Origin of the sequence: Pseudomonas guariconensis (genome assembly GCF_024127895.1) — a bacterium.
GTDB classification, from domain to species: domain Bacteria; phylum Pseudomonadota; class Gammaproteobacteria; order Pseudomonadales; family Pseudomonadaceae; genus Aquipseudomonas; species Aquipseudomonas guariconensis_B.
Genome location: NZ_JAMYBK010000014.1, coordinates 1 through 24,846 on the forward strand (window position 1 = coordinate 1; position 24,846 = coordinate 24,846).

22 protein-coding genes and 4 pseudogenes are annotated in these 24,846 nt (G+C 64.9%); 12 read left to right on the top strand and 14 right to left on the bottom strand.

Annotation, left to right across the window (positions count from 1 at the left end; translation table 11 throughout):
* Positions 1-2,373: retention module-containing protein (locus tag NJF35_RS15240; RefSeq protein WP_253091230.1), on the bottom strand; the 2,373-nt coding region annotated here is incomplete at its 3' end.
* 482 nt (positions 2,374-2,855) lie between these two features.
* Between NJF35_RS15240 and NJF35_RS15245 the strand changes: the two genes are divergently transcribed.
* The 3 genes from NJF35_RS15245 to NJF35_RS15255 all read left to right on the top strand — a co-directional run bounded on the left by NJF35_RS15245 (position 2,856) and on the right by NJF35_RS15255 (position 7,799).
* On the top strand, positions 2,856-4,229 hold the full coding sequence (locus NJF35_RS15245; RefSeq protein ID WP_253080915.1) for a TolC family outer membrane protein: 1,374 nt from the start codon (positions 2,856-2,858) through the stop codon (positions 4,227-4,229).
* A 67-nt stretch (positions 4,230-4,296) separates the two neighbouring features.
* Positions 4,297-6,432, top strand: coding sequence for a type I secretion system permease/ATPase (locus NJF35_RS15250; RefSeq protein WP_225789850.1), 2,136 nt, complete (start codon positions 4,297-4,299; stop codon positions 6,430-6,432).
* 11 nt (positions 6,433-6,443) lie between these two features.
* A complete protein-coding gene (locus NJF35_RS15255) occupies positions 6,444-7,799 on the top strand; it encodes an HlyD family type I secretion periplasmic adaptor subunit (protein WP_253091231.1) in 1,356 nt (451 codons plus the stop codon).
* 21 nt (positions 7,800-7,820) lie between these two features.
* Here the strand turns inward: NJF35_RS15255 and NJF35_RS15260 are convergent, their stop codons facing one another.
* The 4 genes and pseudogenes from NJF35_RS15260 to NJF35_RS15270 form a co-directional block, all read right to left on the bottom strand.
* Positions 7,821-8,432, bottom strand: a complete 612-nt coding sequence (locus NJF35_RS15260; RefSeq protein WP_225789764.1) for a tRNA-uridine aminocarboxypropyltransferase — start codon at positions 8,430-8,432, stop codon at positions 7,821-7,823.
* A 75-nt stretch (positions 8,433-8,507) separates the two neighbouring features.
* A pseudogene (locus NJF35_RS24895) lies at positions 8,508-9,488 on the bottom strand (methyl-accepting chemotaxis protein); the annotation flags it as partial.
* 282 nt (positions 9,489-9,770) lie between these two features.
* Positions 9,771-10,073: pseudogene (locus NJF35_RS24900) on the bottom strand (PAS domain-containing protein); the annotation flags it as partial.
* Positions 10,074-10,209: 136 nt separating this feature from the next.
* Complete coding sequence (locus tag NJF35_RS15270) at positions 10,210-11,103, bottom strand: LysR family transcriptional regulator (RefSeq protein WP_225789766.1); 894 nt, start codon at positions 11,101-11,103, stop codon at positions 10,210-10,212.
* Positions 11,104-11,328: 225 nt separating this feature from the next.
* On the opposite strand from NJF35_RS15270, the gene speB reads away from it, so the two are divergent.
* Both speB and NJF35_RS15280 read left to right on the top strand, forming a co-directional pair.
* Positions 11,329-12,279: an agmatinase gene (gene speB / locus NJF35_RS15275; RefSeq protein ID WP_225789767.1), complete on the top strand. Its 951-nt coding sequence runs from the start codon at positions 11,329-11,331 to the stop codon at positions 12,277-12,279.
* A gap of 165 nt (positions 12,280-12,444) precedes the next feature.
* Complete coding sequence (locus NJF35_RS15280) at positions 12,445-13,824, top strand: sodium:solute symporter (RefSeq protein ID WP_225789768.1); 1,380 nt, start codon at positions 12,445-12,447, stop codon at positions 13,822-13,824.
* A gap of 137 nt (positions 13,825-13,961) precedes the next feature.
* Here NJF35_RS15280 and NJF35_RS24730 read toward each other — a convergent pair whose 3' ends face one another.
* The 3 genes from NJF35_RS24730 to NJF35_RS15290 form a co-directional block, all read right to left on the bottom strand.
* Positions 13,962-14,090 carry a PA1414 family protein gene (locus NJF35_RS24730; RefSeq protein ID WP_256543834.1) on the bottom strand — a complete coding sequence of 43 codons (129 nt, stop codon included), beginning with the start codon at positions 14,088-14,090 and terminating at the stop codon, positions 13,962-13,964.
* Positions 14,091-14,332: 242 nt separating this feature from the next.
* The gene (locus tag NJF35_RS15285; RefSeq protein WP_253091232.1) at positions 14,333-15,259 is read right to left on the bottom strand and encodes a DMT family transporter; all 927 of its coding nucleotides are present in this window, start codon (positions 15,257-15,259) and stop codon (positions 14,333-14,335) included.
* Positions 15,260-15,365: 106 nt separating this feature from the next.
* Complete coding sequence (locus NJF35_RS15290; RefSeq protein ID WP_225789770.1) at positions 15,366-15,758, bottom strand: transcriptional regulator; 393 nt, start codon at positions 15,756-15,758, stop codon at positions 15,366-15,368.
* 72 nt (positions 15,759-15,830) lie between these two features.
* Between NJF35_RS15290 and NJF35_RS15295 the strand changes: the two are divergent.
* The 3 genes and pseudogenes from NJF35_RS15295 to NJF35_RS15305 all read left to right on the top strand — a co-directional run bounded on the left by NJF35_RS15295 (position 15,831) and on the right by NJF35_RS15305 (position 16,960).
* Positions 15,831-16,171 (top strand): annotated as a pseudogene (locus NJF35_RS15295) (type II toxin-antitoxin system RelE/ParE family toxin).
* Positions 16,164-16,457, top strand: a complete 294-nt coding sequence (locus NJF35_RS15300) for an addiction module antidote protein (protein ID WP_253091233.1) — start codon at positions 16,164-16,166, stop codon at positions 16,455-16,457. Before NJF35_RS15295 ends, NJF35_RS15300 begins: the two are co-directional and overlap by 8 nt.
* Before the next feature lie 230 nt (positions 16,458-16,687).
* Positions 16,688-16,960 (top strand): hypothetical protein, encoded by a 273-nt coding sequence (locus NJF35_RS15305; protein ID WP_225789772.1) that lies wholly within the window; start codon positions 16,688-16,690, stop codon positions 16,958-16,960.
* A gap of 141 nt (positions 16,961-17,101) precedes the next feature.
* On the opposite strand, the gene NJF35_RS15310 is transcribed toward NJF35_RS15305, so the two are convergent.
* Complete coding sequence (locus NJF35_RS15310) at positions 17,102-18,424, bottom strand: DEAD/DEAH box helicase (protein ID WP_253091234.1); 1,323 nt, start codon at positions 18,422-18,424, stop codon at positions 17,102-17,104.
* Between the two features lie 143 nt (positions 18,425-18,567).
* Here NJF35_RS15310 and NJF35_RS15315 point away from each other — a divergent pair, with 143 nt between their 5' ends.
* On the top strand, positions 18,568-19,869 hold the full coding sequence (locus tag NJF35_RS15315) for a mechanosensitive ion channel family protein (protein WP_225789774.1): 1,302 nt from the start codon (positions 18,568-18,570) through the stop codon (positions 19,867-19,869).
* A gap of 49 nt (positions 19,870-19,918) precedes the next feature.
* On the opposite strand, the gene NJF35_RS15320 is transcribed toward NJF35_RS15315, so the two are convergent.
* From NJF35_RS15320 to NJF35_RS15340, 5 genes and pseudogenes are all read right to left on the bottom strand, one after another.
* A complete protein-coding gene (locus tag NJF35_RS15320; protein WP_225789775.1) occupies positions 19,919-20,131 on the bottom strand; it encodes a hypothetical protein in 213 nt (70 codons plus the stop codon).
* Positions 20,128-20,322, bottom strand: a pseudogene (locus tag NJF35_RS15325) (helix-turn-helix domain-containing protein); the annotation flags it as partial. The pseudogene NJF35_RS15325 and the gene NJF35_RS15320, both read right to left, overlap by 4 nt.
* 34 nt (positions 20,323-20,356) lie before the next feature.
* Positions 20,357-21,232, bottom strand: coding sequence for a carboxylate/amino acid/amine transporter (locus NJF35_RS15330; RefSeq protein ID WP_225789776.1), 876 nt, complete (start codon positions 21,230-21,232; stop codon positions 20,357-20,359).
* 228 nt (positions 21,233-21,460) lie between these two features.
* Positions 21,461-22,060 (bottom strand): FMN-dependent NADH-azoreductase, encoded by a 600-nt coding sequence (locus NJF35_RS15335; RefSeq protein ID WP_225789777.1) that lies wholly within the window; start codon positions 22,058-22,060, stop codon positions 21,461-21,463.
* Positions 22,061-22,170: 110 nt separating this feature from the next.
* Positions 22,171-22,485 carry a 3-phosphoglycerate kinase gene (locus tag NJF35_RS15340; protein ID WP_225789778.1) on the bottom strand — a complete coding sequence of 105 codons (315 nt, stop codon included), beginning with the start codon at positions 22,483-22,485 and terminating at the stop codon, positions 22,171-22,173.
* A 47-nt stretch (positions 22,486-22,532) separates the two neighbouring features.
* On the opposite strand from NJF35_RS15340, the gene NJF35_RS15345 reads away from it, so the two are divergent.
* From NJF35_RS15345 to NJF35_RS15355, 3 genes are read left to right on the top strand one after another with little or no spacing between them, the layout of a single operon-like run.
* Positions 22,533-23,456, top strand: coding sequence for a LysR family transcriptional regulator (locus tag NJF35_RS15345; protein WP_225789779.1), 924 nt, complete (start codon positions 22,533-22,535; stop codon positions 23,454-23,456).
* 13 nt (positions 23,457-23,469) lie between these two features.
* Positions 23,470-24,282 (top strand): alpha/beta fold hydrolase, encoded by an 813-nt coding sequence (locus tag NJF35_RS15350; protein WP_225789780.1) that lies wholly within the window; start codon positions 23,470-23,472, stop codon positions 24,280-24,282.
* A complete protein-coding gene (locus NJF35_RS15355) occupies positions 24,276-24,833 on the top strand; it encodes a peptidylprolyl isomerase (RefSeq protein ID WP_225789781.1) in 558 nt (185 codons plus the stop codon). Before NJF35_RS15350 ends, NJF35_RS15355 begins: the two co-directional genes overlap by 7 nt.
* Positions 24,834-24,846 lie beyond the last annotated feature (13 nt).

Here is a 24,846-nt window from a genome sequence, read left to right on the forward strand (position 1 = left end):
GACGGTATTCGGACCGTCGTTGCCAGGGTTCGGCGACTGCGGCGCCGAGGTCAGCGTATAGGTGTAGGTGCCATCGCTGTTCAGCTGAATCTGGCCGTATTGACCGACGGCATTACCCACCAGACTGAACGTCAGCGCACCCACACCGCCACTGACGGAACCGGCCAAAGACCCAGAGGCAGTCTCGCCTGTCGAATTCGGATCGCTACCCTCGACAGTACCGGCCGCCAGGTCATTGCCGTCTTTGAGCAGATCAAGGGCTTTCTCATAAACGGTCACTTCGCTATCCGAAGCGGCGATCAGTGAACAGTCGTTCACGTTGATGGTGATGGTCGTGGTGCTCTCATCGCCATCCGTATCGCGAATGGTATAGACGAACACATCGCTGGCGCCGGGCGGGGCAACTGCGTTCGGGTTGGCCTGGTAGACCGCGTTGCCCGCCGCATCGATGGTCAACGTGCCGTACTGGCCGACGATGGCAGTGTTCAGGTTGCCGATCGCCGACGTCGAGGTGTCGGCGCCGGCCCGTGCCCCCACCACCACATTGCCGGTGCCTGCCTGGTCGGCCCCCAACTGATCGTTGTGCAGGACATTGCCGCTGACGGTGCCGCCCTCGACCACGCTGGCGGTGTCGGCTTCGGCCGTAGGCACGTCATCGACGATGTTCACGTCCAGGCTGCCGGTGGCGGTACTGCCATCGGTATCCTTGGCTATGACGGTGAACTGCTCCTGCAGGCTGTTGTTGCCGCCGCCGTTGGGATGCCCCTCGTTGTCGAGCAGGGTATAGCTGTAGCTCACCACCCCGGTGGCAGGGTCGTAGCCGGTGATGGTCAGGGTATTGCCCAAGGGCGTGGTGATCGACTGTGGGAAGCCCGCCACGGTGCCGCCGCTGACCACGCTGATGCCGCCGACGTTCAGGCTCTGCAGGCCGTCCGGCGCACTCACGGTGAAGGTGCTGGCCTGGGTCAGGGCGCTCGGGTTCGGTGCGCTGCCATCGGCCAGGTGCTTCTCGTGCACGGTCAGTTCGCCACCTTTCACGTCCAGGCCGCCCAAGGTCACCGGGTCGTCCAGGTTGCTGACGTTCAGGGTCAGGGTTGCGGTGCTGGTATCGCCATCGGCATCGCGAAGGGTGTAGGTGAAGGTTTCCACCCCCTTGCCGCCACCGGGCAGGTTCTTGAAGTCCGGATCGTTGGTGTTGAGCGTGTAGGTGTAGGAACCATCGGCAGCCAGCACCAGGGTGCCGTAGGTACCGGTGAAGGTACCGGCCACCACCGGGCCGCTCGGCACACGGTCGGCGCCCTGCAGGTCGTTGGCCAGGACATTGCCGGTCAGTTCGGTGTGCTGCTCGGTGGCGGTGACGGCGTTGGTGTCATCCCGTGCCTTGGGCACGTCGTCGCGGATGATCACATCCAGCGAACCAGTGGCGACATCGCCATCGCTGTCGCTGACCAGCACCGGGAAGTGCTCGCCCAGCGTGTTGCTCCCCGCCCCGTTCGGGTGCTGCTCGGCACCGCTGAGGGTGTAGCTGTAGCTCACCACGCCAGTGGCCGAGTCGTAGCCGGTGATGGTGAGCACATTGCCCAAGGGCGTGGTGATGGATTGGCCGACGCCCGTCACCACCCCACCGGTGACCACACTGATACCACCGACACTGAGGTTGAACACACCATCGGGCGCCACCACCGTGAAACTGCCATGCTGGGTCAGCGCCGACGGGTCGGCGGCCGAGCCCTCGGGCAGGTGGGCCTCGTCCAGCAGCAACTCGCCAGGCTTGACGTCCAGCCCCTCCAGGCTCACCGGGTGATCCTCCGGCGGGTTCACCGGCGGTGGCTGCAGCGGTGCACCCCGGTTGCCGTCGCCGTCCACGCTACGCTCGCCCAGGTAGCGGTTGGCAAGCTCCGGAATGCCATTGAAGCCCGCCGTGGGGAAGCCGATCTGCGGATCGACCCGCCCGGCGACCTCGGTCAGCATCACGAATGTGTGACCGCCGCCCAGGGCGCCTGGGGCACCATTGGCATTGTTGCCCGCGGCGGGGGCCTCGGCTTCTTCGGTCGGGTCGGCGCCCGCGGCGATGGCCTGTTGCAAGCGCTCGACATCGCTGAGCTGGGCCTGGCTGGGCGGCGTGTCGTGGGTCTGTACAGGAGGGGCGCGGTTGGCCAGCAGGTCCGTGGTCATCTCCAGGCTACTGTCGCGGCCCAAGGTGAGCTCGGCGCCGTTGTGCAAACGCACCGCCACGGCACCGGCGGCGCCGGTTACCAGCTGTTCGCCGGCGAACAGGCGGTCGCCCTCCACCAGCAGGCGACGGCCACCGTCGCTACCTACCGCCAATACCTGGCCGACTACCTTGCTGACCACACCGACTGACTTAGCCATGCGCATGCCTCCCCTGCCGATAGGCTTTTCGCAGCGACGGATAGGCCTGCCCAAGCGGCCAGCGGCCCGTCTCGTACACCTCGGGCCACTGTGGTCACGAGGACGACGAACGCCCCCTGCCGGGACGGATCCGACGATAGACTGATGGAAAATGGCCACTATTTAATGACAATTTTTTGTCGCCAAATTCCATCTTTGCCGTTGTCGCCTGTGTCCTTAGCTGCAAAAAATCTGGAACTTTTTCTGACGCCCGAAAAACGCCGAATGCAGTGGGTTTTACCGGTCCATGACTAGAACAATGTCCGGTATTTCCTGGACCGCATAAGTTTTTTTTCGCATAGCGTTTATGAAAAATTCTTCTTAGCTGGCCCGATAAATGTTCTTAGCTCTGTTGTTACAAACCTGAAACGGTTTCACCCTGCTTTTTTCGTCATTTTTTTGGCGATCGCAGGACCTCATTCGAGACCAGGGAGATGTACCCCATGCGCGTTCTGACCCCCATCACCAGTGCAATTCTGTTGGCCATGGCGTGTGCCAACGTTCAGGCGATGTCGATCACGGAGGCCGTCCAGAGCGCCGTGGACCAGCATCCGGAGATCAGTGCCAGCCGCAACAGCCGGCTTTCCGCCGACGAGGATGTGAAGTTCGCCCGCGGGGGTTACTACCCAAGCGTCGACCTGGTCGGCGGCTACGGCCGCCAGCGCTCGGACAACACCAATACCCGCGGCTTCAACCCAGACGGGACGCGCAACCACAACAAGGAAACCCTCAGCTACACCCAGTCGGAACTGCGCCTGCGGCAGATGCTGTTCGACGGCTTCAACACCGCCAACGAAGTGGGCCGCACCGAGGCGGTGGCCAACTCGCGTGCCTACTTCACCCAGGCCACGGCCGAGACCGTGGCCCTGCGCGCCGTCGAGGTCTACCTCGAAGTGCTCAAGCGCCGTGAACTGGTGACCCTGGCCAAGAACAACCTGCAGGCCCACCTGCGGGTCAACGACCAGATCGGCCTGCGCAGCGAACGTGGCGTGGGCAGCACCGCCGACCTCGACCAGTCCCGCGCCCGCCGGGCCCTGGCAGAGAACAACCTGGACACCGCCGAAGTCGACCTGGCCGACGCCGAAGCCAACTTCTACAGCGTGGTCGGGCGCCTGCCCGACGAGCTGGAAACGCCGGTGACCATCAAGGGCGAGGTGCCCTCCTCCCTGGAGCAGGCGCGCCAGGGCATGCTGGAGAACAACCCCTACCTGAAATCGGCCCAGGCCGACGTGAACGCTGCCGAGCAGCAGTACGAAGTGGCCAAGTCGCCGTTCTACCCACGCCTGGACGCCGTGCTGGCCACCGGTGCCAACAACAACATCGCCGGCCAGCGCGGCCACGACAACAACGACTGGCAGGCTGGCGTCGAGCTCAGTTACAACCTGTTCCGTGGCGGCAGCGACAAGGCGCGCCTGCAATCGGACGCCCACAAGATCAACCAGGCCATGGACATTCGCAACAATGCCCTGCGCGAGCTCAACGAGAACCTGAGCCTGGCCTGGAACGCCATGAACAACGCCCGCAAGCAGACCCCGACCGCCCGCGAGTACGCCGAGACCACCCAACGGGTACGCGCGGCCTACCAGGACCAGTTCGGCCTCGGCCAGCGCACCTTGCTCGACCTGCTCGACAGCGAGAACGAGCTGTACAACGCCAACCGTCGCTACACCGAGGTGCGCTACACCGAGGAGTTCTCCATGTACCGGGTCCTGGCGACCATGGGCCAGTTGCTGGGCAAGCAGCGTATCTCGCTGCCACCGGAAGCCATCGCCAAGAGCGAAGTACGCAACCAGGCCAGGTTGCCCGAGATGCGTTGAGCCGGCACGAAACTGGATCGTTCGGATCGGGCCCCCACCGCGGCAGGAGTAGGCCATCGTGACCAGTATGCAAAGCGCGCAGCCGCGCCTGGATGTTGATGATCCGCTGCTCGATGGCCTGCTGATCCTGTGCCGGCTGCACGGCTGCACGGCCAGCCGCGCCAGCCTGTGCAGCGGGCTGCCCCTGGCCGAGCAACGGCTGGCCCAGGACCTGCTGCCCCGCGCCGCCGCCCGTGCCGGCCTGCAGGCCCGTCTGTTGCGCCGGGAGCTGGCCGCCATCTCGCCGCTCAACCTGCCGGTGCTGCTACTGCTCGACGAGGGCCGCAGCGCCGTGCTGCAGCGCTGGGGCGATGACGGCCGGGCGCTGATCCTGCCGTGCGAGGCCGAAGGCGGCGAGCAGTGGGTCGAGCGCCAGGCACTGGAACAGGCCTACGCTGGCCAAGCCCTGTTCGCCCGCCCCCGGCATACCCTGGAGAACCTGCGCAGCCCCCTGCTGCCGAGGGTCGAGGCCTGGTTCCGCGACACCTTGAAGCACTCCCGCTGGCTGTATGGCGACGCCCTGCTGGCCAGCCTGCTGATCAACCTGCTGGGCTTGATGGTGCCGCTGTTCGTCATGCAGACCTATGATCGGGTGGTCCCCAACCAGGCTCTGTCGACCCTCTGGGTACTGGTCGCTGGCCTGTTCATCGGCACCGCCTTCGAGCTGGTGTTGCGCACGGTGCGCGCCCACTTGCTGGACCAGGCCGGCAAGAAGACCGACCTGATCCTCTCCGCCACCCTTTTCGAACGCATCACCGGCATGGCGATGAAAGCCCGGCCCGCCACCATCGGGGGGTTCGCCCAAAGCATCCACGACTTCCAGGGCCTGCGCGAATTCCTCACTGCGGTGACCCTGACCAGCATCATCGACCTGCCCTTCGTGGCCTTGATGCTGCTGGTGATCGGCCTGCTCGGCGGCTGGCTGGTGCTGATCCCGCTGGTGGCCTTCCCCGTGGCCGTGGGCTTTGCCTTGTTCATCCAGGTGCGCCTGCGCGACACGGTGCAAAAGAGCCTGAGCCTGGGCGCGGTCCGCCAGGCCCTGCTGATCGAGACCCTGGGCGGGCTGGAAACCCTCAAGGCCTGCGGCGCCGAGAGCGAGCGCCAGTACCAGTGGGAGCACACCAACGGCGCCATGGCCCGGCTCGATGCCCATGCCCGCAACCTGTCGTCCCTGGCCAGCAATGGCACGCTGTTCATCCAGCAGTTCTGCGGCATGGCGACCATCGTCGCCGGGGTCTACAGCATCATTGCCGGCAACCTCAGCGTCGGCGCCCTGGTCGCCACCTACATGCTCGGCAGTCGGGTGCTGGCGCCGCTGGGCCAGATCGCCGGGCTGATCACCCGCTACCAGCAGGCCCAATTGACCATGCGCAGCACCGATGCGTTGATGGCCCTGCCCCAGGAACGTCAGCCCGAACAGCAGGCCCTGGCCCATACCACGCTCAAGGGCGGCCTGGCCCTGAGCCATGTCACCTTCCGCTACCCGGGCCAGGCCGCCCCTGCCCTGCAGGACGTGAGGCTGAGCGTCCAACCTGGCGAGCGCATCGGCATCATCGGCCGCAGCGGCTCGGGCAAGAGCACCCTGGCCCGCCTGCTGATGGGCTTTCACCACCCGGACGAAGGCCAGGTCCTGCTGGACAACCTGGACCTGCGCCAGCTGGATGTCGCCGACCTGCGCGCCCAGTTGGGCTATGTCGCCCATGACCTGCCGCTGCTGGCTGGCAGCCTGCGCGACAACCTCACCCTCGGCGCCCGCCACGTCAGCGACGCACGCATGCTCGAGGTGGCCGAGCTGACCGGCGTCAGCGAACTGGCCCGCCAGCACCCGCAAGGTTTCGACCGACCAGTGGGTGAGCGCGGCCAGTTGCTTTCCGGCGGCCAGCGCCAGGCCGTGCTGCTGGCTCGGGCACTGCTGCTGGAGCCACCGATCCTGATCCTCGACGAACCCACCAGCCACATGGACAACAGCAGCGAGGAGCAACTGCGCCAGCGCCTGCAGGCCTGGGTACCGGGCAAGACGGTGTTGCTGGTCACCCACCGCACCTCGATGCTCAGCCTGGTGGACCGGCTGCTGGTGCTGGACAACGGCAAGATCGTCGCCGACGGGCCGAAGGACGCGGTCATCGACGCCCTGCGCAAGGGCCGCATCGGCACGGCCCTCTAGGAGGTATGTCCATGTCCCTCGGCCACAACGTACGCAGCGCCCTGCCGGGCTCGTCCAAGGCTGCCGAACGCGACTACATGCCGGAACTGGCCGGCGCCACCTTGCAGGATTCGCCGCGCCTGTCGCGCCTGACCGTGTGGCTGGCCGCCCTGCTGTTGCTGGTGGCCCTGGTCTGGGCCCACTTCGCCGTGCTCGACGAAGTGACCGTGGGCGAGGGCAAGGCCATCCCGTCGAGCAAGGTGCAGGTGGTGCAGAACCTCGAAGGCGGGATCGTCACCGAGATCTTCGCCCGCGAGGGGCAGATGGTCGACAAGGGCGCCACCCTGCTGCGCCTGGACGACACGCGCTTTTTGTCCAACAAGGGCGAGAGCGAGGCCGACCGCTATGCCCTGACCGCGCAGGTCGAGCGTCTGTCGGCCGAGTCCGAAGGGCGTCCACTCGAGCTCTCGGAAGAGGTTCGCAGCAAGGCCCCGCAGGTGGCCGAGGACGAGATGGCCTTGTACACGTCGCGCCAGCGCCGCCTGGCCAGCGAGAAGCAGACCCTCAACGAGCAACTGCGGCAGAAGACCCAGGAGCTGGCCGAGTTCCGCTCCAAGGTCGAGCAGTACCGCTCGGCACTGTCGTTGCTGCAGCAGGAGTTGAACATGTCGACGCCGCTGGTGGGGACCGGCGCCATCTCGCCGGTGGAGATCCTGCGCCTGAAGCAGCGCACGGTCGAGGCCCGCGGCCAGCTCAACGCCACCAACCTGGCGATCCCCCGGGCCGAAGCGGCGGTGGCGGAGATCAAGAGCAAGATCCAGGAGTCCGAGGCCACCTTCCGCTCCGAGGCGGCCAAGGAACTCAACGACAAACGCACGGAGCTGTCGAAGATCACCGCCTCCAGCATCGCCATCGACGACCGGGTCAAGCGCACCTCCGTGGTGTCGCCGGTGCGCGGCATCGTCAAGCTGCTCAAGGTCAACACCATCGGCGGCGTGGTGCAGCCGGGCAGCGACCTGGTGGAGATCGTGCCGATCGAGGACAACCTGCTGATCGAGGCCAAGGTCCGGCCACAGGACGTGGCCTTCCTGCATCCGGGGCAGACGGCGATGGTCAAGTTCAGCGCCTACGACTACACCATCTACGGCGGGTTGAAGGCCACGCTGGAGTTGATCGGTGCCGATACCGTCACCGATGACAAGGGCAATGCGTTCTACCTGATCCAGGTGCGGACCGAGAAGAACCACCTCGGCGGGGATGACAAGCCACTGCTGATCATTCCGGGGATGGTGGCCACGGTGGATATCATCACCGGGCGCAAGAGCGTGCTCGACTACCTGTTGAAGCCGGTGCTCAAGGCCCGGACCGAGGCGTTGCGTGAGCGGTGATCGCGGTTTGGAGCAGTGCGCCTATTGGGGCTGCTTCGCAGCCCCATGATTGCGCCCGAACGTCTCGTCGCCCATGGCCCTGATCTGCCCCTCGATCAACGCATCGAACGGCCGCAGCAACGCATCGAAGCGCCCCTCCCCCTCCAGCACGTTCAACGCCTGCACCAGCGCCTCGATGGTCGACAACGCCCCCGGCCCAGGCGCCTTGCGCAGCCGGTAGCGTGAAGGCTCGGCCTGCTCCAAGGTCACGCGCGGCAGGGCCTCCAGCAGCGGGTTCAGGTACAGCAGCTTGCGTGCCTTGCGCCAGGTGCCATCGGGTACGACCAGCAGCAACGGCCTGTCGTCGGCGTCGGTGCAGGCCGTCAGCCCCTGCGCCGATTCTCCGGGGAACAGCAATACCGGCCGATACCCCGAAGCGGCCAGCAGCGCGTCCAGGTCGTCGAACACCTCACCCACGCGCAACTCGGCATTGACCAGGCCAAGGGCAGCCAATCGGGCGGTATTCAAGGCATGCGAACGTTCACTCGGGTGCTGCAACAAAAGCACACGGGTGCGGCTGTCGAGGCGGGGAATCAGCGGGCAAAGGCAGTGGTCGAGCGGACGCAGGCAGCGTTCGCAGCGGGGTCTGGACATCGGCTTCTCCTTACCGAGCGCAGTGTGCCACAGCCCAGCGCAAAAGCCCCACTTCCCTGTGGGGGAGACGAAACCTCAACGGTTGAAACGTTCGGCCAGGCTGTGCAGGTACTCGGCCATGCGCTCGAGGTCCTGGCTGATCTCGGCCCCCTGCTTGGCCTGCCCCGCGCTCTCGTCGCACAGATGAGCGATCCGCACGATCTGCTGGTTGATGTCCTCGGCGACATGGCTCTGCTGTTCCGAAGCCGTGGCCATCTGCTGGCTCATGCCGGTGATGCGGCTGACCGCCTGGACGATACCGGCCAATGCCTGCTGCACCGCCTCGACGCTGTGCACGCTATCGCGGGAGATCTGCTCGCCACGGCTGGCCGTGGTCACCGCCCGCTCGGCACCGCTGCGCAGGGACGCGATGATCTGGTGGATTTCCTCGGTGGAGGCGCGGGTCCGCTGGGCCAGGGAACGCACCTCATCGGCCACCACGGCGAACCCCCGCCCCTGCTCGCCGGCACGCGCCGCCTCGATCGCGGCATTGAGCGCCAGCAGGTTGGTCTGCTCGGCGATGGAGGTGATCACGTCCACCACGCTGCCGATCGACTGGGTCTGCTCGGCCAGGGCATTGACCGCCTGGCCGATGTCGTTGACCGCATCGCTCATGCTGCCCATCGCCTGCAGGCTCTGCTGCGCCAGTTCGCTGCCCTGCTGGGCCAGCTGGTCGGCGTCGCTCGCGGCATGGGCGGTGTTCTGCACGTTGTGGGTGACCTCCTGGATCGTCGCCGCCATCTGTGCGATGGCGGTGGCCGACTGGTCGGTCTCGCTGCGCTGGCGATCGAGCATCTGCGCCTGCGCATCGGACAGATCGGCCGACTGCGCGGCCCGCGACTTGACCCCCACGCCCGCATCCACCAGACGGGTGAGCGCCGTCTGCAACCGGGCCTCCTCGCTGATGATGGCCAGGTCCAACTGCCCCTGCAGCCCCGGGTTATCGCTGTAGGTCAGGGCCACCAGCGGGCTGGTGAAGGCCTTGGGATGCTCGTCGAGGGTGCGCCGGATAGCCTGGTTCTGCCGATGCTCGACCCAGTACCAGGCGCCCAGCAAACTTGCCATCAGCAGCGCCAGCGCCGCGTACTGCGGCAGCCAGAGGTAGCCGGCGGCCGACACCAGTCCCGCGCCGATCAGCGGCAGGCCATGCCTCAACCCGTGTCCCAGGCGTGCGGCCCAGGGCACCGGCGAGCGCCCGGCCCGCAGGCGGGCATAGAGCGCCTCGGCCCGGCGAATCTGCTCGCGGGTCGGCACCGAGCGCACCGACTCGTAGCCACTGATGCGGCCATTCTCGTAGATCGCCGTGACATAGGCGCTGACCCAGTAGAAATCACCGTTCTTGGCGCGGTTCTTGATCACCCCCATCCACGGTTTGCCCTGCTTGATGGTCTCCCACATGTGACCAAATACCGCGGGCGGCATGTCGGGATGGCGCACCAGGTTGTGCGTCTGGCCGACCAGCTCGTCGTAGGTGAAGCCGCTGATCGCCACGAATGCATCATTGCAGTAGGTGATGCGGCTGTTCAGGTCGGTGGTGGAGATCAGCCGCTGGTCGGTGGGGAAGGTTCTTTCGTGCTCAGTGACGGGCAAGTTCATGCGCATCTGGGCGGTCCTTGCTTCATTGGAGGTGGGAAATTTTATCAGGACACCTAGATGTTTAGCAGAATGCCACTACCCCTGGGGCCGAGTTTGTAGGAAATTTTTACGGCATGACGAAGTGTCTTGAACACGACCTGCGTCAGTTGACGTTCAACTGCGACTTGAGCAGGTCGCGGAATGTCTGGATCAAGGGTTCCCGGCTGCGTCCACGGCGGATGATGAGGGAAAACGGTGCCTGGTAACCGAAGGTGGCCGGGGACAATACCCGCAAGTCGCCCTTGTCGACCCAGGCCTGGGCATAGTGCTCGGGCAGGTAGCCGATGTAGGCGCCGGACAGGATCAGGATCAACTGTGCCTCCATGCTCTCCACCGTCGCCGCGCTGTGCTTGAAGCCATGCCGGGCCAGCTCCGCCTGGCTCCAGTAGCCTCGGCCGACCATGCGCTGCTGGGTGATCACCTGCTCGGGGATGCGCCGCTCGCCGAACAACGGGTGGCGGCTGCTGCAATACAGCCAGTGCTGTTCACGGTAAAGGGGTTGGTAGACCAGCCCGCTCATGCGCGAAGAGAAGGCGCCGATGGCCAGGTCCAGGCGATTGTCCTGCACCCCCAGTTGCAGCTCGTAGGGGCTGGAGACCGACAGGTGCAAATGCACCGCCGGGTGCTCTTGGCTGTAGGCGCCGATGGCCTCGGCCAGGGGCAAGGCGCGGTCACCGACGGTGGAGTCGATGACCCCGAGATTGAGGGTGCCGCGCAGCTCGCCCTTGAGCGCTGCGGCGTACTGCTCGAAGCCGTCCAGCTCCGCCAGCAGGCGCAGGGTCTCCTGGTGGAACAGCTCGCCCTTGCTGGTCAGGCTGAAACCACCGCGGCCACGGTGACAGAGGACGATGCCCAGGGTGCTTTCCAGCTGGCTCATGTAAGTACTGATGGCCGAGGTGGACAGGTTCAGCTCGCGCTGGGCGTTGGCGAAGCCCTGATGGCGCACCACGCTGACGAAGATACGCAGCAGTTTCAGATCGGGCAGGGTCGAGGCCATGGTGCAACGGTTCCGCAGGGTGGAAATGGCCAGAGTCTAACCCGGCCCAGCGCCGTTAGTTCAGAAATTTCTGAAGTAAGTTTTTGCCTGTAGCGATTCTTCTCGCCCACTACCTTGCGCAGACTTGGCCGCAATGTCCCTGCCCGTCGGCCCCAAGCGCCAGCCAGGCGTGCCACGGCACAGGTTCGAACAAACAGAACAATCGACCGACTGATGAGGCCCATCGTGGAAAAGATTCTCCACCAACCACTGGGCGGCAACGAAATGCCGCGTTTCGGCGGCATCGCCACCATGCTCCGTCTTCCCCACCTGCAAAGCGCCGAAGGCCTGGACGCCGCGTTCATCGGCGTGCCGCTGGACATCGGCACCTCGCTGCGCTCGGGTACCCGTTTCGGTCCGCGGCAGATCCGCGCCGAGTCGGTGATGATCCGCCCGTACAACATGGCCACCGGTGCCGCACCGTTCGATTCGCTGTCGGTAGCCGACATCGGCGACGTGGCGATCAACACTTTCAACCTGCTCGATGCGGTGCGCATCATTGAGCAGGCCTACGATGAGATCCTCGAACACAACATCATCCCCCTCACCCTGGGTGGCGACCACACCATCACCCTGCCGATCCTGCGCGCCCTGCACAAGAAGCACGGCAAGATCGGCCTGGTGCACATCGACGCCCACGCCGACGTCAACGACCACATGTTCGGCGAGAAGATCGCCCACGGCACCACCTTCCGCCGCGCCGTGGAAGAAGGCCTGCTCGATTGCCAGCGCGTGGTGCAGATCGGCCTGCGTGCCCAGGGCTACACCGCCGACGACTTCAACTGGAGCCGCCGCCAGGGTTTCCGCGTGGTCCAGGCCGAAGAGTGCTGGCACAAATCGCTGGAGCCGCTGATGGCCGAGGTGCGCGAGAAAGTCGGCGGCGGCCCGGTGTACCTGTCGTTCGACATCGACGGCATCGACCCGGCCTGGGCGCCGGGCACCGGCACCCCGGAAATCGGCGGCTTGACCACCATCCAGGCGATGGAGATCATTCGCGGCTGCCACGGCCTGGACCTGATCGGCTGTGACCTGGTCGAAGTCTCCCCGCCCTACGACACCACCGGCAACACCTCGCTGCTGGGGGCCAACCTGCTGTTCGAGATGCTCTGCGTGCTGCCGGGCGTCGTACGTCGCTGATCCAGGCCGCCCCTGCACAAGGGCGCGATGCTGGCTTGCTGGACCCCGGCAGGAGCCATCCGGGAGGGCCATAGAGGCCCGCCAACACAAGACGAGACCTCCGGGCGCCGTGAACCCGCCCGGGTGGTCGATCTCGCCATAATAAAGATAATCGGGAGACCCCCAATGGCCTTGGACATCATCGTTGTACTGATCTATGCCGCCGGCATGCTCGGGCTTGGCTGGTACGGCATGCGGCGGGCGAAGACCCACGAAGACTACCTGGTGGCCGGGCGCAACCTCGGCCCGACCCTGTACATGGGCACCATGGCCACCACCGTGCTGGGCGGCGCCTCCACCGTCGGCACCGTGCGCCTGGGCTACGTCCACGGCATCTCCGGCTTCTGGCTGTGCGCCGCGCTGGGCCTGGGGATCATCGCCCTCAACCTGTTCCTGGCCAAGCCCTTGCTGCGCCTACGCATCTTCACCGTGACCCAGGTCCTGGAGCGGCGCTACAACCCCATGGCACGCCAGGCCAGCGCCGCGATCATGCTGGCCTACGCGCTGATGATCGCCGTGACCTCGACCCTGGCCATGGGCACCGTGCTGCAAGTGCTGCTCGACGTACCGTTCTGGATGGCGCTGCTGTTCGGCGGTGGCGTGGTGGTGGTCTACTCGACCATCGGCGGCATGTGGTCACTGACCTTGACCGACATCGTGCAATTCGTCATCAAGACCGTCGGCCTGATGTTCATCCTGCTGCCGGTGTGCCTGTACAAGGTCGGCGGCTGGGACCAACTGGTCGCGCAGTTGCCGGCGGCCAGCTTCAACTGGACCACCATCGGCTGGGACACCATCGTCACCTACTTCCTGATCTACTTCTTCGGCATTCTCATCGGCCAGGACATCTGGCAGCGGGTGTTCACCGCCCGTGACGAGAAGGTCTGCCAGCGCGCCGGCACCACCGCCGGCATCTATTGCGTGCTGTACGGCCTGGCCTGCGCCCTGATCGGCATGGCCGCCCACGTGTTGATGCCGGACCTGGCCAACCCCAACAACGCCTTCGCGGCGATGATCAAGACCACCCTGCCCGATGGTATCCGTGGCCTGCTGATGGCGGCGGCCCTGGCGGCCATGATGTCGACCGCCAGCGCCGGCCTGCTCGCCGCCTCGACCACGCTGACCGAGGACCTGCTGCCCCGCCTGCGCGGCGGCAAGCAGTCGAGCCTGGGCGTGAACCGCCTGTTCACCCTGATCACCGGCCTGGTGGTACTGGGTATCGCCCTGGCGGTGAACGACGTGATCAGCGCCCTGACCCTGGCCTACAACCTGCTGGTGGGCGGCATGCTGATCCCGCTGATCGGCGCGATCTTCTGGAAACGCGCGACCACCGCGGGGGCTATCGCCAGCATGTCGCTGGGTTTCACCACCGCGCTGTTCTTCATGTTCAAGGATGGGTTGGATGCCAACTCGCCGATCTACTACAGCCTGGCGATCGGCCTGGTGAGCTTCGTGCTGATCAGCCTGCTGTCGCGTCGCCCGGTGGCGACGGCGAACCTGGCGTAACCCCTCGCAGGAGCCGGTTCGCCGGCGATGGGCTGCAAAGCAGCCCCACTGCCGCTTGACCGACATGCGGGCTTGCCTCACACAGGCCCATGAAACCCAAAGGCCGCCGCATCGAAGGATGCGGCGGCCTTTTTATTTCAGCGGCGGCGCGGCTGGCGCTTGCGCTGTTCCTCATCAGTGGGGATCGGTACCGGCTGCAGCGGTGGTGGGAGCAAGCCCAGGGCGACTGCGAGGTCGTGGAGCCAGTTATACATTCGATTGTTCATAACGCCCCCTTCACGGGTCAGCCTCAGGTAAATCAATCCTGCGATGCTTCATACAGATCATAGCCCGATGTCCTGCATTACGCATGTCTCTAATCCCATAGATAGGGGTGAGTTTGACGCGGATCAAGCGGAAACGGCAGGCCTCGACGGTCGGTCAAGTGTTTCTCCTTATTGCAGGTGGATCCAGGCCTGCGCAATTGTGCTGACAGCACAGGCCCTTTAGCGGGCCAGCACTCCCCCTGCTACCCGACAAGCCTGCGCAACTGCTGCCGTACCCAAGGCTCTGCACTGACCAATATGACCCCAAGCAGCACCATCACCGCCCCCAGCACGAAGTTCACGCTCAACGGCTCGCCCAGCAACAGCACGCCAAAGGTCACCCCGAACAGCGGCGTGATGAACGAAAACACAGCCAGGTTCGAGGCCAGGTACTTGCGCAACAGCCAGAACCAGGTGAGGTAGCTGACGAACGACACCACCACCGCCTGGAACAGCACGCTACCCACGGCCACCGGGGTCAGCGCGACCATGCCGACCTGTCCGCTGACCAGGGCGATCAGCAGCAACCCGACGAACCCCACCAGCAACTGGTAGAACAGGGTCAGGTCGGCCGGTGCCTCCGACAACCGCGAGCCACGCACCACCACGGTGGTAGCGCCCCAGGCCAGGCCGGCCAGAACCCCCAGGGCATCGCCGAGCAAGACCCGGCCATCGAGCTCATCCAGCGAAAGCCCGCCGGCGAATGCCGTGGCGATCCCGGCGAAGGACAGCAGGATACCCAGCCACTGCAGCGACCGCAGGCGCTCGCTCGGCAACATGAAATGCAGGCCCAGGGCGGTGAATACCGGTGCGGTATAGAGGAACACCGACATGTGCGCCGCCGAGGTCAGCTTCAGCCCCTCGGCGATGAACAAAAACTCCAGGCCGAACAGCGCACCGGCCAGCAACCCGGCGCGCCAGGTGCTGCCCACCTGTCCCCAGCCGCCCCGCCAGCAGACCAGCAGGCCGACCAGCACCGCGGCGATCCCGGAACGAAAGGCCGCCTGCATCACCGGGGCGATGTCGCTGGCGGCCCACTTGATCATCACCTGCTGGCTGCCCCAGATCAGGCAAAGCCCCAGCATCACTTGCAGGGCGAAGGCGTCGGTGGTCTTGCGGGCCGCACTCATGGGCGGCCCCCGTGGCGGTTCGGTGACATGGCAAGGGCTCGGCAGTAGCGAAATGGATCCCGATTATCGGGTTTCCACCACGGCCCTTGCCAGTCTCAAAACGACCTCAAGCGATCTGCGCCTTCGCCGACACCTGCTCGAAGGTGATCTCGTCCAGCGGGTCGTCCTGCTCGTCGAGTACCTGGCGCGGGTGCTCGAAACCCGGGATGCTGCTGTCGATCAGGCTGAGCAGGCGCGATCCACGCTCGGTGAGCACGAAATTCTCGCCATTGCCCCCATCCTCCTCCGGCCGGCTCTCGATGAAACCACGCTCGAAGAGGATCTTCTCGTACTCGCAGGCACGGGTCTTCAACTGATCCAGGTCGCCCACCGGCTGGCCTTTGGCAGCCAGCGCCGCGGCGTGCTGCTCGGCATAGGGGCGAGGAGTGAAACTGTGACCGGCGCCGTTTTGCACCTCGTGCAGCAAGCGTTCGATCAGGTCCCAGTCGTAGGTGCTCATGGAGGTGGCCTCCTGCTGTGGACGGTGGGTATACAGCATGGGACCGGAAAGGCGCCGGGGGCGTTCCGCGGGATGCTCAGCGCTGGCGCTGAGCCAGCACGTCGGAATCGAGAGCAGTGCTCATGGCTTGCTTGGCAGGCACGCGCGGTCCGGCCTGAGGGAGGAACTCGTCGCCCAGTCCGGATCATTGCCCGTATCAACCGGCTGATGGAAGGCCTGCCTGGCGACGTTTCCCGGTTGGCCATGGTGTAAGTGAACTCAGAGTTCATTATGGCCCCGGTTACCGGGTGTATTTTCACCAAACCGGCGATACCTTGGTGATCCTGCTCTGCGGTGGTGACAAGAACAGCCAACGTCGCGACATCAAGGCAGCCCATCAAATCCTGCGTTGGTGGAGGATGCAAAATGACTGAAACGTTCTTTGAATTCGATGCGGCCGATTACCTGACGACACCGGAAGCCATTGCGCAATTCATGACCGACGCGTTGGAAACCGGGGATGCCAGCTATGTTGCCAAGGCCGTTGGCGTTGTGGCGCGGGCGAAGGGGATGAGCGAACTGGCTAAAGAGACCGGCTTGTCTCGCGAACAGCTCTACCGCTCCTTCAGCGAACACGGCAATCCAACGCTGAAGTCGTTCCTGGCCGTGATGAAGGCATTGGGAATAGACATGACCGCCAAACCTCACCTTGGTCACTGAACAGGTCAACTGTTCTTGACCAGATAGTTGATGAACAACCTGAACAGCTCCGCATTACCGGCGATCCCCAGGCGCTGCCAGATGTGGCGCAGCTCATGTCGAAGTCGACCACGGCCCCGAGCGCCACATCGACGGCCGCGCCCGAAACAGCGCTCCGCTGGTCGCTGGGGCTGAACTTCCTCGTATCCACGCGCCTCCACCGGGCATAGCCAACGCCGGAGGTAAGAGGGATGAAACCACTGCTGCGCATCCTGTGTGCGACCACCCTGCTCTGCGCCCTGCCCGCCTGGGCCTGTACGCCGGAAGAGGCGACGGAAAAGCGCGAGGAGCTGGCCAAGCTCGTCACCCAACTGACCGAACAAGACCCGCAGAAAGCCAAGGACATCAACGACGAGTTGCAGGGCATGGACCTGGATACGCAGAGCAAGGACCTGCCAGGCAAGTGCCAACTGATCGACAGGCGGATCCAGGAACTGAAGGAAGCCGAGCAGAAGGCTGGCTGAAAGAACGTGGGAAGCCGGCTTGCCCGCGAATGGGCTGCCAGGCCCTAGACTACGAAGCGCCGCTTAACCGACTGGCATTGGGGCTGCTTCGCAGCCCCGGGACGCTCAAGTGAACGGCATTACCTGCAAAAGCCGAGGCTTTTATTCAGCCGCTGGCTTGCGCTTCTTCAGCGGCGCCATGCCATCGGCGCTGGCCAGCGGTGCCTTGGCCTTCGGCTTCGCCGCAGGCTTGCGCTTGGCCGCGCCCTTCTTCTCGGCGGCTTTCTTCTCGACCTTTTTCTTCTTGCTGCCCGCGGCCTTGCCCGAGGCCTTGACCTTCTTCGGCCCGCTGTAGGTGCCCTTGACCTCCTTGATGACCCGCCGCTCGAACTGCTGCTTGAGGTAGCGCTCGATGCTCGACATCAGGTTCCAGTCGTTATGGCAGATCAGCGAGATCGCCAGCCCCTCGCCCCCTGCCCGGCCGGTACGACCGACGCGGTGCACGTACTCATCGCCACTGCGCGGCATGTCGAAGTTGATCACCAGGTCCAGGCCGTCGATGTCCAGGCCGCGGGCCGCCACGTCGGTGGCCACCAGCACCTTGGAGCCGCCCTGCTTGAAGCGTTCCATGGCCAGCTTGCGGTCCTTCTGGTCCTTCTCGCCATGCAGCACGAACGCCTTGACCTCCTTGGCCACCAGGTGCCCATACAGGCGGTCGGCCCAGGCCCGGGTATTGGTGAAGACGATCGCCTTCTGGTAGCTCTCGTTCTCCAGCAGCCACTGGACGATCTGTTCCTTGTGCTGGTCGTGGTCGGCCGTGATGATCTGCTGGCGGGTGCCCTCGGCCAGTTGCGAGACGCTGTTGAGCATCAGGTGCTCAGGGTTCTTGAGGACCTTGCCGATGATGTCGCGCAAGGCCGCACCGCCGGTGGTGGCGGAGAACAGCAGGGTCTGCTCGCGATTGGCGCATTCCTGGCACAGGCGCTCCATGTCTTCGGCGAAGCCCATGTCGAGCATGCGGTCGGCCTCGTCCAGCACCAGCACCTGGACGTGGGACAGGTCGAGGTTGCCGGCATTGAGGTGCTCGAGCAGGCGGCCGGGGGTGCCGATCAGCACGTCCGGCACCTTGCGCAGCAACGCGGCCTGCTCCTTGAAGTCCTCGCCCCCGGTGACCAGGCCCGACTTGACGTAGGTGAACTGGGAGAAGCGCTGCACTTGCTTGAGGGTCTGCTGGGCCAACTCGCGGGTCGGCAGCAGGATCAGCGCACGGATCTCCACACGGCGCTCGCGCAGGTCGACCAGGCGATCGAGCACCGGCAGGACGAAGGCTGCGGTCTTGCCGCTGCCGGTCTGCGCGGTCACCCGCAGGTCACGCCCTTGCAGGGCCAGGGGAATGGCCGCCGCCTGCACCGGGGTCGGCTCGACAAAGTTCAGCTCGGCCACGGCTTTGAGCAGGCGTTCGTGCAGGGCGAATTGGGAAAACACGGGTGTACCTCGGGCAGATGCGGACAATTCGGTTGCATAGGGTAACGTTTTCCGCGGTCGGAGCCGAATTTCTTTTGGCACCTTTGCATCGGTCCGCGTTCTAATAATGCTTCGTTTCGCAACTATGGACTGTCTAGATCCTCATGGATATCCAACGACTCTGGCACGACACCCTGGATCTCTGGGGCACCCTCGACCAACACCCCATGCTGCATGCCGCCCTCGGCCTCGCGGTACTGCTGCTGATCTCCATACTGATCGGCCGCCTGGCACGTTTCCTGGTGTTGCACGCCAGCCGCCTGCTGGCCCGCCAGCCGGCCCTCAAGTGGCTCGACGACCTGCGCCATAACAAGGTGCTCCATCGCCTGGCCCAGACCACGCCATCGCTGGTGGTGCAGTTCGGCCTGAAGCTGGTGCCGGAACTCAACGACACTGCCCAGCACTTCCTCGGCAACCTCGCCCTGGCCTTCACCCTGCTGTTCCTGAGCCTGGCCCTGTCGTGCCTGCTCGATGCCCTGCTGGACATCTACGCGCGCACCGAACACGCCCGTACCCGCTCGATCAAGGGCTACGTGCAACTGGCCAAGCTCATGCTGTGGGTGTTCGCCTCCATCGTCATCGTCGCCACCCTGATCGACCGCTCGCCGCTGTTGCTGCTGTCCGGCCTTGGCGCCATGTCGGCGGTGCTGCTGTTGGTGTACAAGGACACCCTGCTGTCGTTCGTCGCCAGCGTGCAGTTGACCAGCAACGACATGCTCCATGTCGGCGACTGGATCGAGATGCCCCAGGTCGGCGCCGACGGCGACGTGGTGGACATCACCCTGCACACGGTCAAGGTGCAGAACTTCGACAAGACCATCGTCTCGATCCCCACCTGGCGCCTGATGTCCGAGTCGTTCCGGAATTACCGCGGCATGCAGCAGTCCGGCGGGCGCCGCATCAAGCGCAGCCTGTTCATCGACGCCGCGGGCGTGCGCTTCCTGACCGGCGAGGAAGAACAGCGCCTGACCCAGGTACGCCTGCTGGGCGACTACCTGGCCGGCAAGCGCGAGGAACTGCAGAGCTGGAACGAGGCCCTGGGGCCGGTGGCCGAGCTCGCCGCCAACCGCCGCAAGCTGACCAACATCGGCACCTTCCGCGCCTTTGCCCTGGCCTACCTGAAGAACCACCCCGACGTGCACCCGAACATGACCTGCATGGTCCGCCAGATGCAGGCCACCGCCGAAGGCGTGCCGCTGGAGATCTACTGCTTTACCAGGACCACGGTGTGGGCCGAGTACGAGCGTATCCAGGGGGATATCTTCGACTACCTGCTGGCGGTGTTGCCGGAATTCGGCTTGAGCCTGTACCAGCAGCCGAGCGGCAACGACATGCGCGTCGGATTGGCCGCCAGGCCGCAGGCGAGCGCGCAGGCGCAGCGGCTGGACGAGCTGGCCGAGGCCTAATGGCCTGTAGGGCTGATACTCATGCTCGTATTCGAGCGACCAGCCCCGCTCAACCGAAGGTCATCTCGAAGGGCTCCGCGCTCTTGCTGATGGCCTTGGCAATCAAAGGCGCCCGCTCCACCAGCTCCCGCCGGTGGAGCAACGTGCCCTCCAGCGCCTGCAAAATTTCGCGTATCCGCTCCCGCGGATCCTCGACACGGCAACGCCTGCCAAACTCGAGCAGGTACAGCCGCGATGCGAAAATCGACTTCTGGTTGCTCAAGGCAAGCGCCAACCCAATTCATCCAGCGTAGGCATTCGCCTTGGTACCACCTCGAGTTCACACCCCAAGGCACTCAGCGCTCGACAGTAGTAGGACATCGCCACGGTCAGCGACCCCCTTTCGATCTCGCTCAGTTTCTGCCGGGTGATACCAATACGCTGGGCAAGCTGGATTTTGGTCAGGCCGCGATGTTTTCGACCGGTACGTTGCTCCCGGCAAGGCCGCTCAAACCTTACCGCCCAACGGTAACGATACGCGGCTCCCCAACCGGCTCATCCACACCGACGCCAGGATCACCGCACCGCCAATGAACAACCGCCCCAGCGGTTCGTCCTGGTTCCAGATCAACAGGTTCAGCAGCAACCCCACCGGTACGTGCAGGTTGTTCATCACCGCCAGCGTCGCCCCGGAAACCAGGCAGGCGCCCTTGTTCCACCAGTACAGGCCCAGAGCGGTCGGGCACAGGCCGAGGAACAACAGCACCAGCCACTGCACGTCGGTACTCGGCAACTGCTGGGCGTTGCCGAACAGCAGGAAAGCCGGCAGCACGACGGCCAGCGCTCCCAGGTAGAAGTAACCGAAACGCTTGTAGTGCGGCAGGTCGCTGGGGTGACGGGCCACCAGATGCCGGTACAGCACCTGCCCGGCGGCATAGGTGAAGTTGGCCAGTTGCAGCAGCAGGAAGCCCATGAAGAAGTCGCCGCTGATGCTGTCCATGCGGATCACGCCCGCACCGGCCACGGCCACCAGGGCGGCGAGCAGTGCCCACGGGTTGAAACGGCGGTTCAGGGCGTCCTCGATCAGGGTCACGTGCAACGGTGTGAGGATGGTGAACAGCAATACCTCCGGCACCGTCAGCACACGGAAGCTCAGGTACAGGCAGACGTAGGTGATGCCGTACTGCAACGCGCCGATCAGCAGCATCCCGCGCATGAAACCTGGCTCGACCCGGCGCCAGCGGGTCAGCGGCAAGAACACCAGCCCAGCCAGCACCACCCGGGCCAGCACGGCGAAGTAGCTGTCCACATGCCCGGCCAGGTATTCGCCGATCAGGCTGAAGGAAAACGCTTGGATCAGCGCGACGATAATCAGGTAGCCCATGGTTGCCTCTTCCCCATCAAGGCGGCGACCTTAGCGGGTCGAGATACCTTACGGCAACACGGAGCCCTGGAATCGGCAGTATTCGCGCTGTCCCATTCGTGGACAAGCCCGCCAATGGGCCCGAACAGGCGACATGAGTTCCGCTCATAAAAAAGCCCGGCCATGTCATGGCCGGGCAGGCACACCCAAGGAGCAACGGGTGTCAGGGGGTTGGGAATTCGTCGCGGCTCAGGCCACCGCCGCCAGCCTGGCCTTGGCCTGGTTCAGGCCCTTCTCGTGGAAGTCGCCGCTCATGTTCAGGCCTTCGGCATGGATGAAGGTCACGTCGTGGATGCCGATGAAGGCCATGACCTGGCGCAGGTAGGGTTCCTGGTGATCGCTGGCGGCACCGGCATGCAGGCCGCCACGGGCGGTCAGGACGATGGCGCGCTTGCCGACCAGCAGCCCCTGCGGGCCGGTGGGGGTGTACTTGAAGGTGATGCCGGCGCGCAGCACATGGTCCAGCCAGGCCTTGAGGGTACTGGGGATGGTGAAGTTGTACATCGGCGCGGCCATCACCAGCACGTCGGCGGCCAGCAGCTCGTCGGTGAGCGCGTTGGAACGCGCCAGGGCCTCCAGTTCAGCAGCGCTGCGCTGCTCCTCGGGCTTCGTCCAGCCACCGAGCAGGTCGGCATCCAGGTGCGGCACCGGCGTCACCGCCAGGTCACGCACGGTGATCTCGTCGCCCGGGTGGGCCGCCTGCCACTGCTGGATGAAATCACGGGTCAGTTGACGGGAAACGGAATCCTGCTGGCGGGCGCTGCTTTCGATGATCAATACGCGGGACATGGAAGCCTCCATCGGCGAACAAAGGGTTGCGATTCGATGGAGGTGAGATTAAGGCTTGACCTATCGATAAAAAAGCGTAAAAAGTGGGTTCAATCTATCGACTAATCCGTTTATTCCGCTTTGCAGTTCACTGCGATCCGCAGCCTGATGATCTGCCGGTTGAACTTGGCGGTAACGTCCACGCTTTTGCCGGCGGGCACGTTCACCCGCCGCACCCGCGGCGCCTCTGGGCCGTTGCGCAAGATCACCCGGCATGCCGCAGGCACCTGACCATAGTTGTTCAGGGTGATCGCACCGATGTCGTAGGCGGTGTCGTAGGCCGTGTAGTCGAGCTTGACCCCGTCCAGTTGCTTCTCCACGTCGATGGGGTAAGCCATGGCCCCGAGGGGCAGGCACATCAGCAATGCCGCACAACATTTCTTCATGGGCGCTCTCCTTGAAAGAGCGCAGCTTAGGACAACAGGAGCCGAAGATGAAAGCGCCGCGCGTAACCCTGGATCAGTGGCGAACCCTGCAGGCAGTGGTCGATCACGGTGGGTTCGCCCAGGCCGCCGAGGCCCTGCACCGCTCGCAATCCTCGGTGAGCTACACCGTGGCGCGCATGCAGGAGCAACTGGGCGTGCCGTTGCTACGGATAGACGGGCGCAAGGCGGTACTGACCGAAGCCGGCAACGTGCTGCTGCGCCGCTCGCGCCATCTGGTCAAGCAAGCCAGCCAACTCGAGGACCTGGCCCACCACATGGAACAAGGCTGGGAGGCCGAAGTGCGCGTGGTGGTCGATGCCGCCTACCCCAGCACCCGCCTGGTGCGCGCCCTGAGCGCCTTCATGCCGCAGAGCCGCGGGTGCCGGGTACGCCTGCGCGAGGAGGTGTTGTCCGGGGTCGAGGAGGTGCTGCACGAAGGCATCGCCGACCTGGCCATCAGCAGCTACAACATCGGCGGCTACCTGGGCGCCGAGCTCAGTGCCGTGGAGTTCATCGCCGTCGCCCACCCCGAGCACAGCCTGCACCGCCTGGGCCGGGAAATCACCTTCCAGGACCTGGAAAGCCAGTTGCAGGTGGTGATCCGCGACTCCGGCCGTGCCCAGCCGCGCGACGTCGGCTGGCTCGGCGCCGAACAGCGCTGGACGGTCGGCAGCCTGGGCACCGCCGCCACCTTCGTCAGCAGCGGCCTGGGGTTCGCCTGGCTGCCTCGGCACATGATCGAGCGCGAGCTGCGCGACGGCGTGCTCAAGCCCTTGCCGCTGGACCAGGGTGGCAGCCGCCATCCGCTGTTCTACCTTTACTCGAACAAGGACAAGACCTTGGGTCCGGCCACGCAGATCCTCATCGAACTGCTGCGCAATTTCGACACCGCGCCACTGGACGTGCCCTTCGCAGCCCCCCCGCAAGCCTGAGAGGACCGCGCCCATGGCCTATTTCGAACACGAAGGATGCACGCTGCACTACGAGGAATATGGCCAGGGCGAACCCCTGGTACTGCTGCACGGCCTGGGTTCCAGCTGCCAGGACTGGGAACTGCAGGTCCCCGTGCTGAGCCAGCACTACCGCCTCATCCTCATGGACATCCGTGGCCACGGCCGCTCCGACAAGCCCCGCGACGGCTATGAGATCGCCACCTTCAGCGAAGACCTGCTGGCCCTGCTGGAACACCTGCAGACAGGCCCGGTGCATCTCGTCGGCCTGTCCATGGGGGGCATGGTGGGCTTCCAGTTCGCCGTCGACCACCCCGGCTGGCTACGCAGCCTGTGCATCGTCAACAGCGCCCCGGAGGTCAGACGACGCACCCGCGCCGACTGGATCTGGTGGGCCAAGCGCTGGGGCCTGGCACGCCTGCTGAGCGTCGAGACCATCGGCAAGGGCCTGGCCGAACGCCTGTTCCCCAAGCCCGAGCAGGGCGAACTGCGGCAGAAGATGGCGCAGCGCTGGGCGCGCAACGACAAGCGGGCCTACCTCAAGAGCTTCGATGCCATCGTCGACTGGGGCGTGGTGGAACGCATCGGCCAGATCCACTGTCCCACCCTGGTGATCAGCGCCGACCACGATTACACGCCGATACAACTGAAGGAGCGCTACGTCGCCTTGATGCCCCTGGCAAGGCTGGCGGTCATCGACGATTCCCGGCACGCTACGCCCCTGGACCAACCCGAGGTCTTCAACCAGACCCTGCTGCAATTCCTTGCAGCCGCTTCCACCTCTCAAGGATCTTTGAGCCCATGCTGAAAAAACTCCTGCTCGCCGCCTGCTCGGTTGCCTTCGCCACCAGCGTCATGGCTTCCGACAAGACCCCGCACGTAGTGCTGGACACCAGTTTCGGCCAGGTCGAAATCGAGCTGAACGCCGAAAAGGCCCCGATCAGCACGAAGAACTTCCTCGAATACGTCGACAGCGGCTTCTACAACAACACCATCTTCCACCGCGTGATCCCAGGCTTCATGGCCCAGGGTGGCGGCTTCACCGACGCCATGGTGCAAAAGCCCACCCGCGATCCGATCCGCAACGAGGCCAGCAACGGTCTGGAGAACACCCGCGGCACCATCGCCATGGCCCGCACCTCCGACCCGAACTCGGCCACCAGCCAGTTCTTCATCAACGTCGCCGACAACGCCTTCCTCAATCCGGGGCGCGACCGTGGCTACGCGGTGTTCGGCAAGGTGACCAAGGGCATGGAAGTGGTCGACCAGATCGTCAATTCGCCGACCACCATCAAGAAGGGCATGCGCGATGTACCGGCCGACCCGGTGTACATCAAGTCCGCCAAACGCATCGACTGACCGAGCGGTTCAC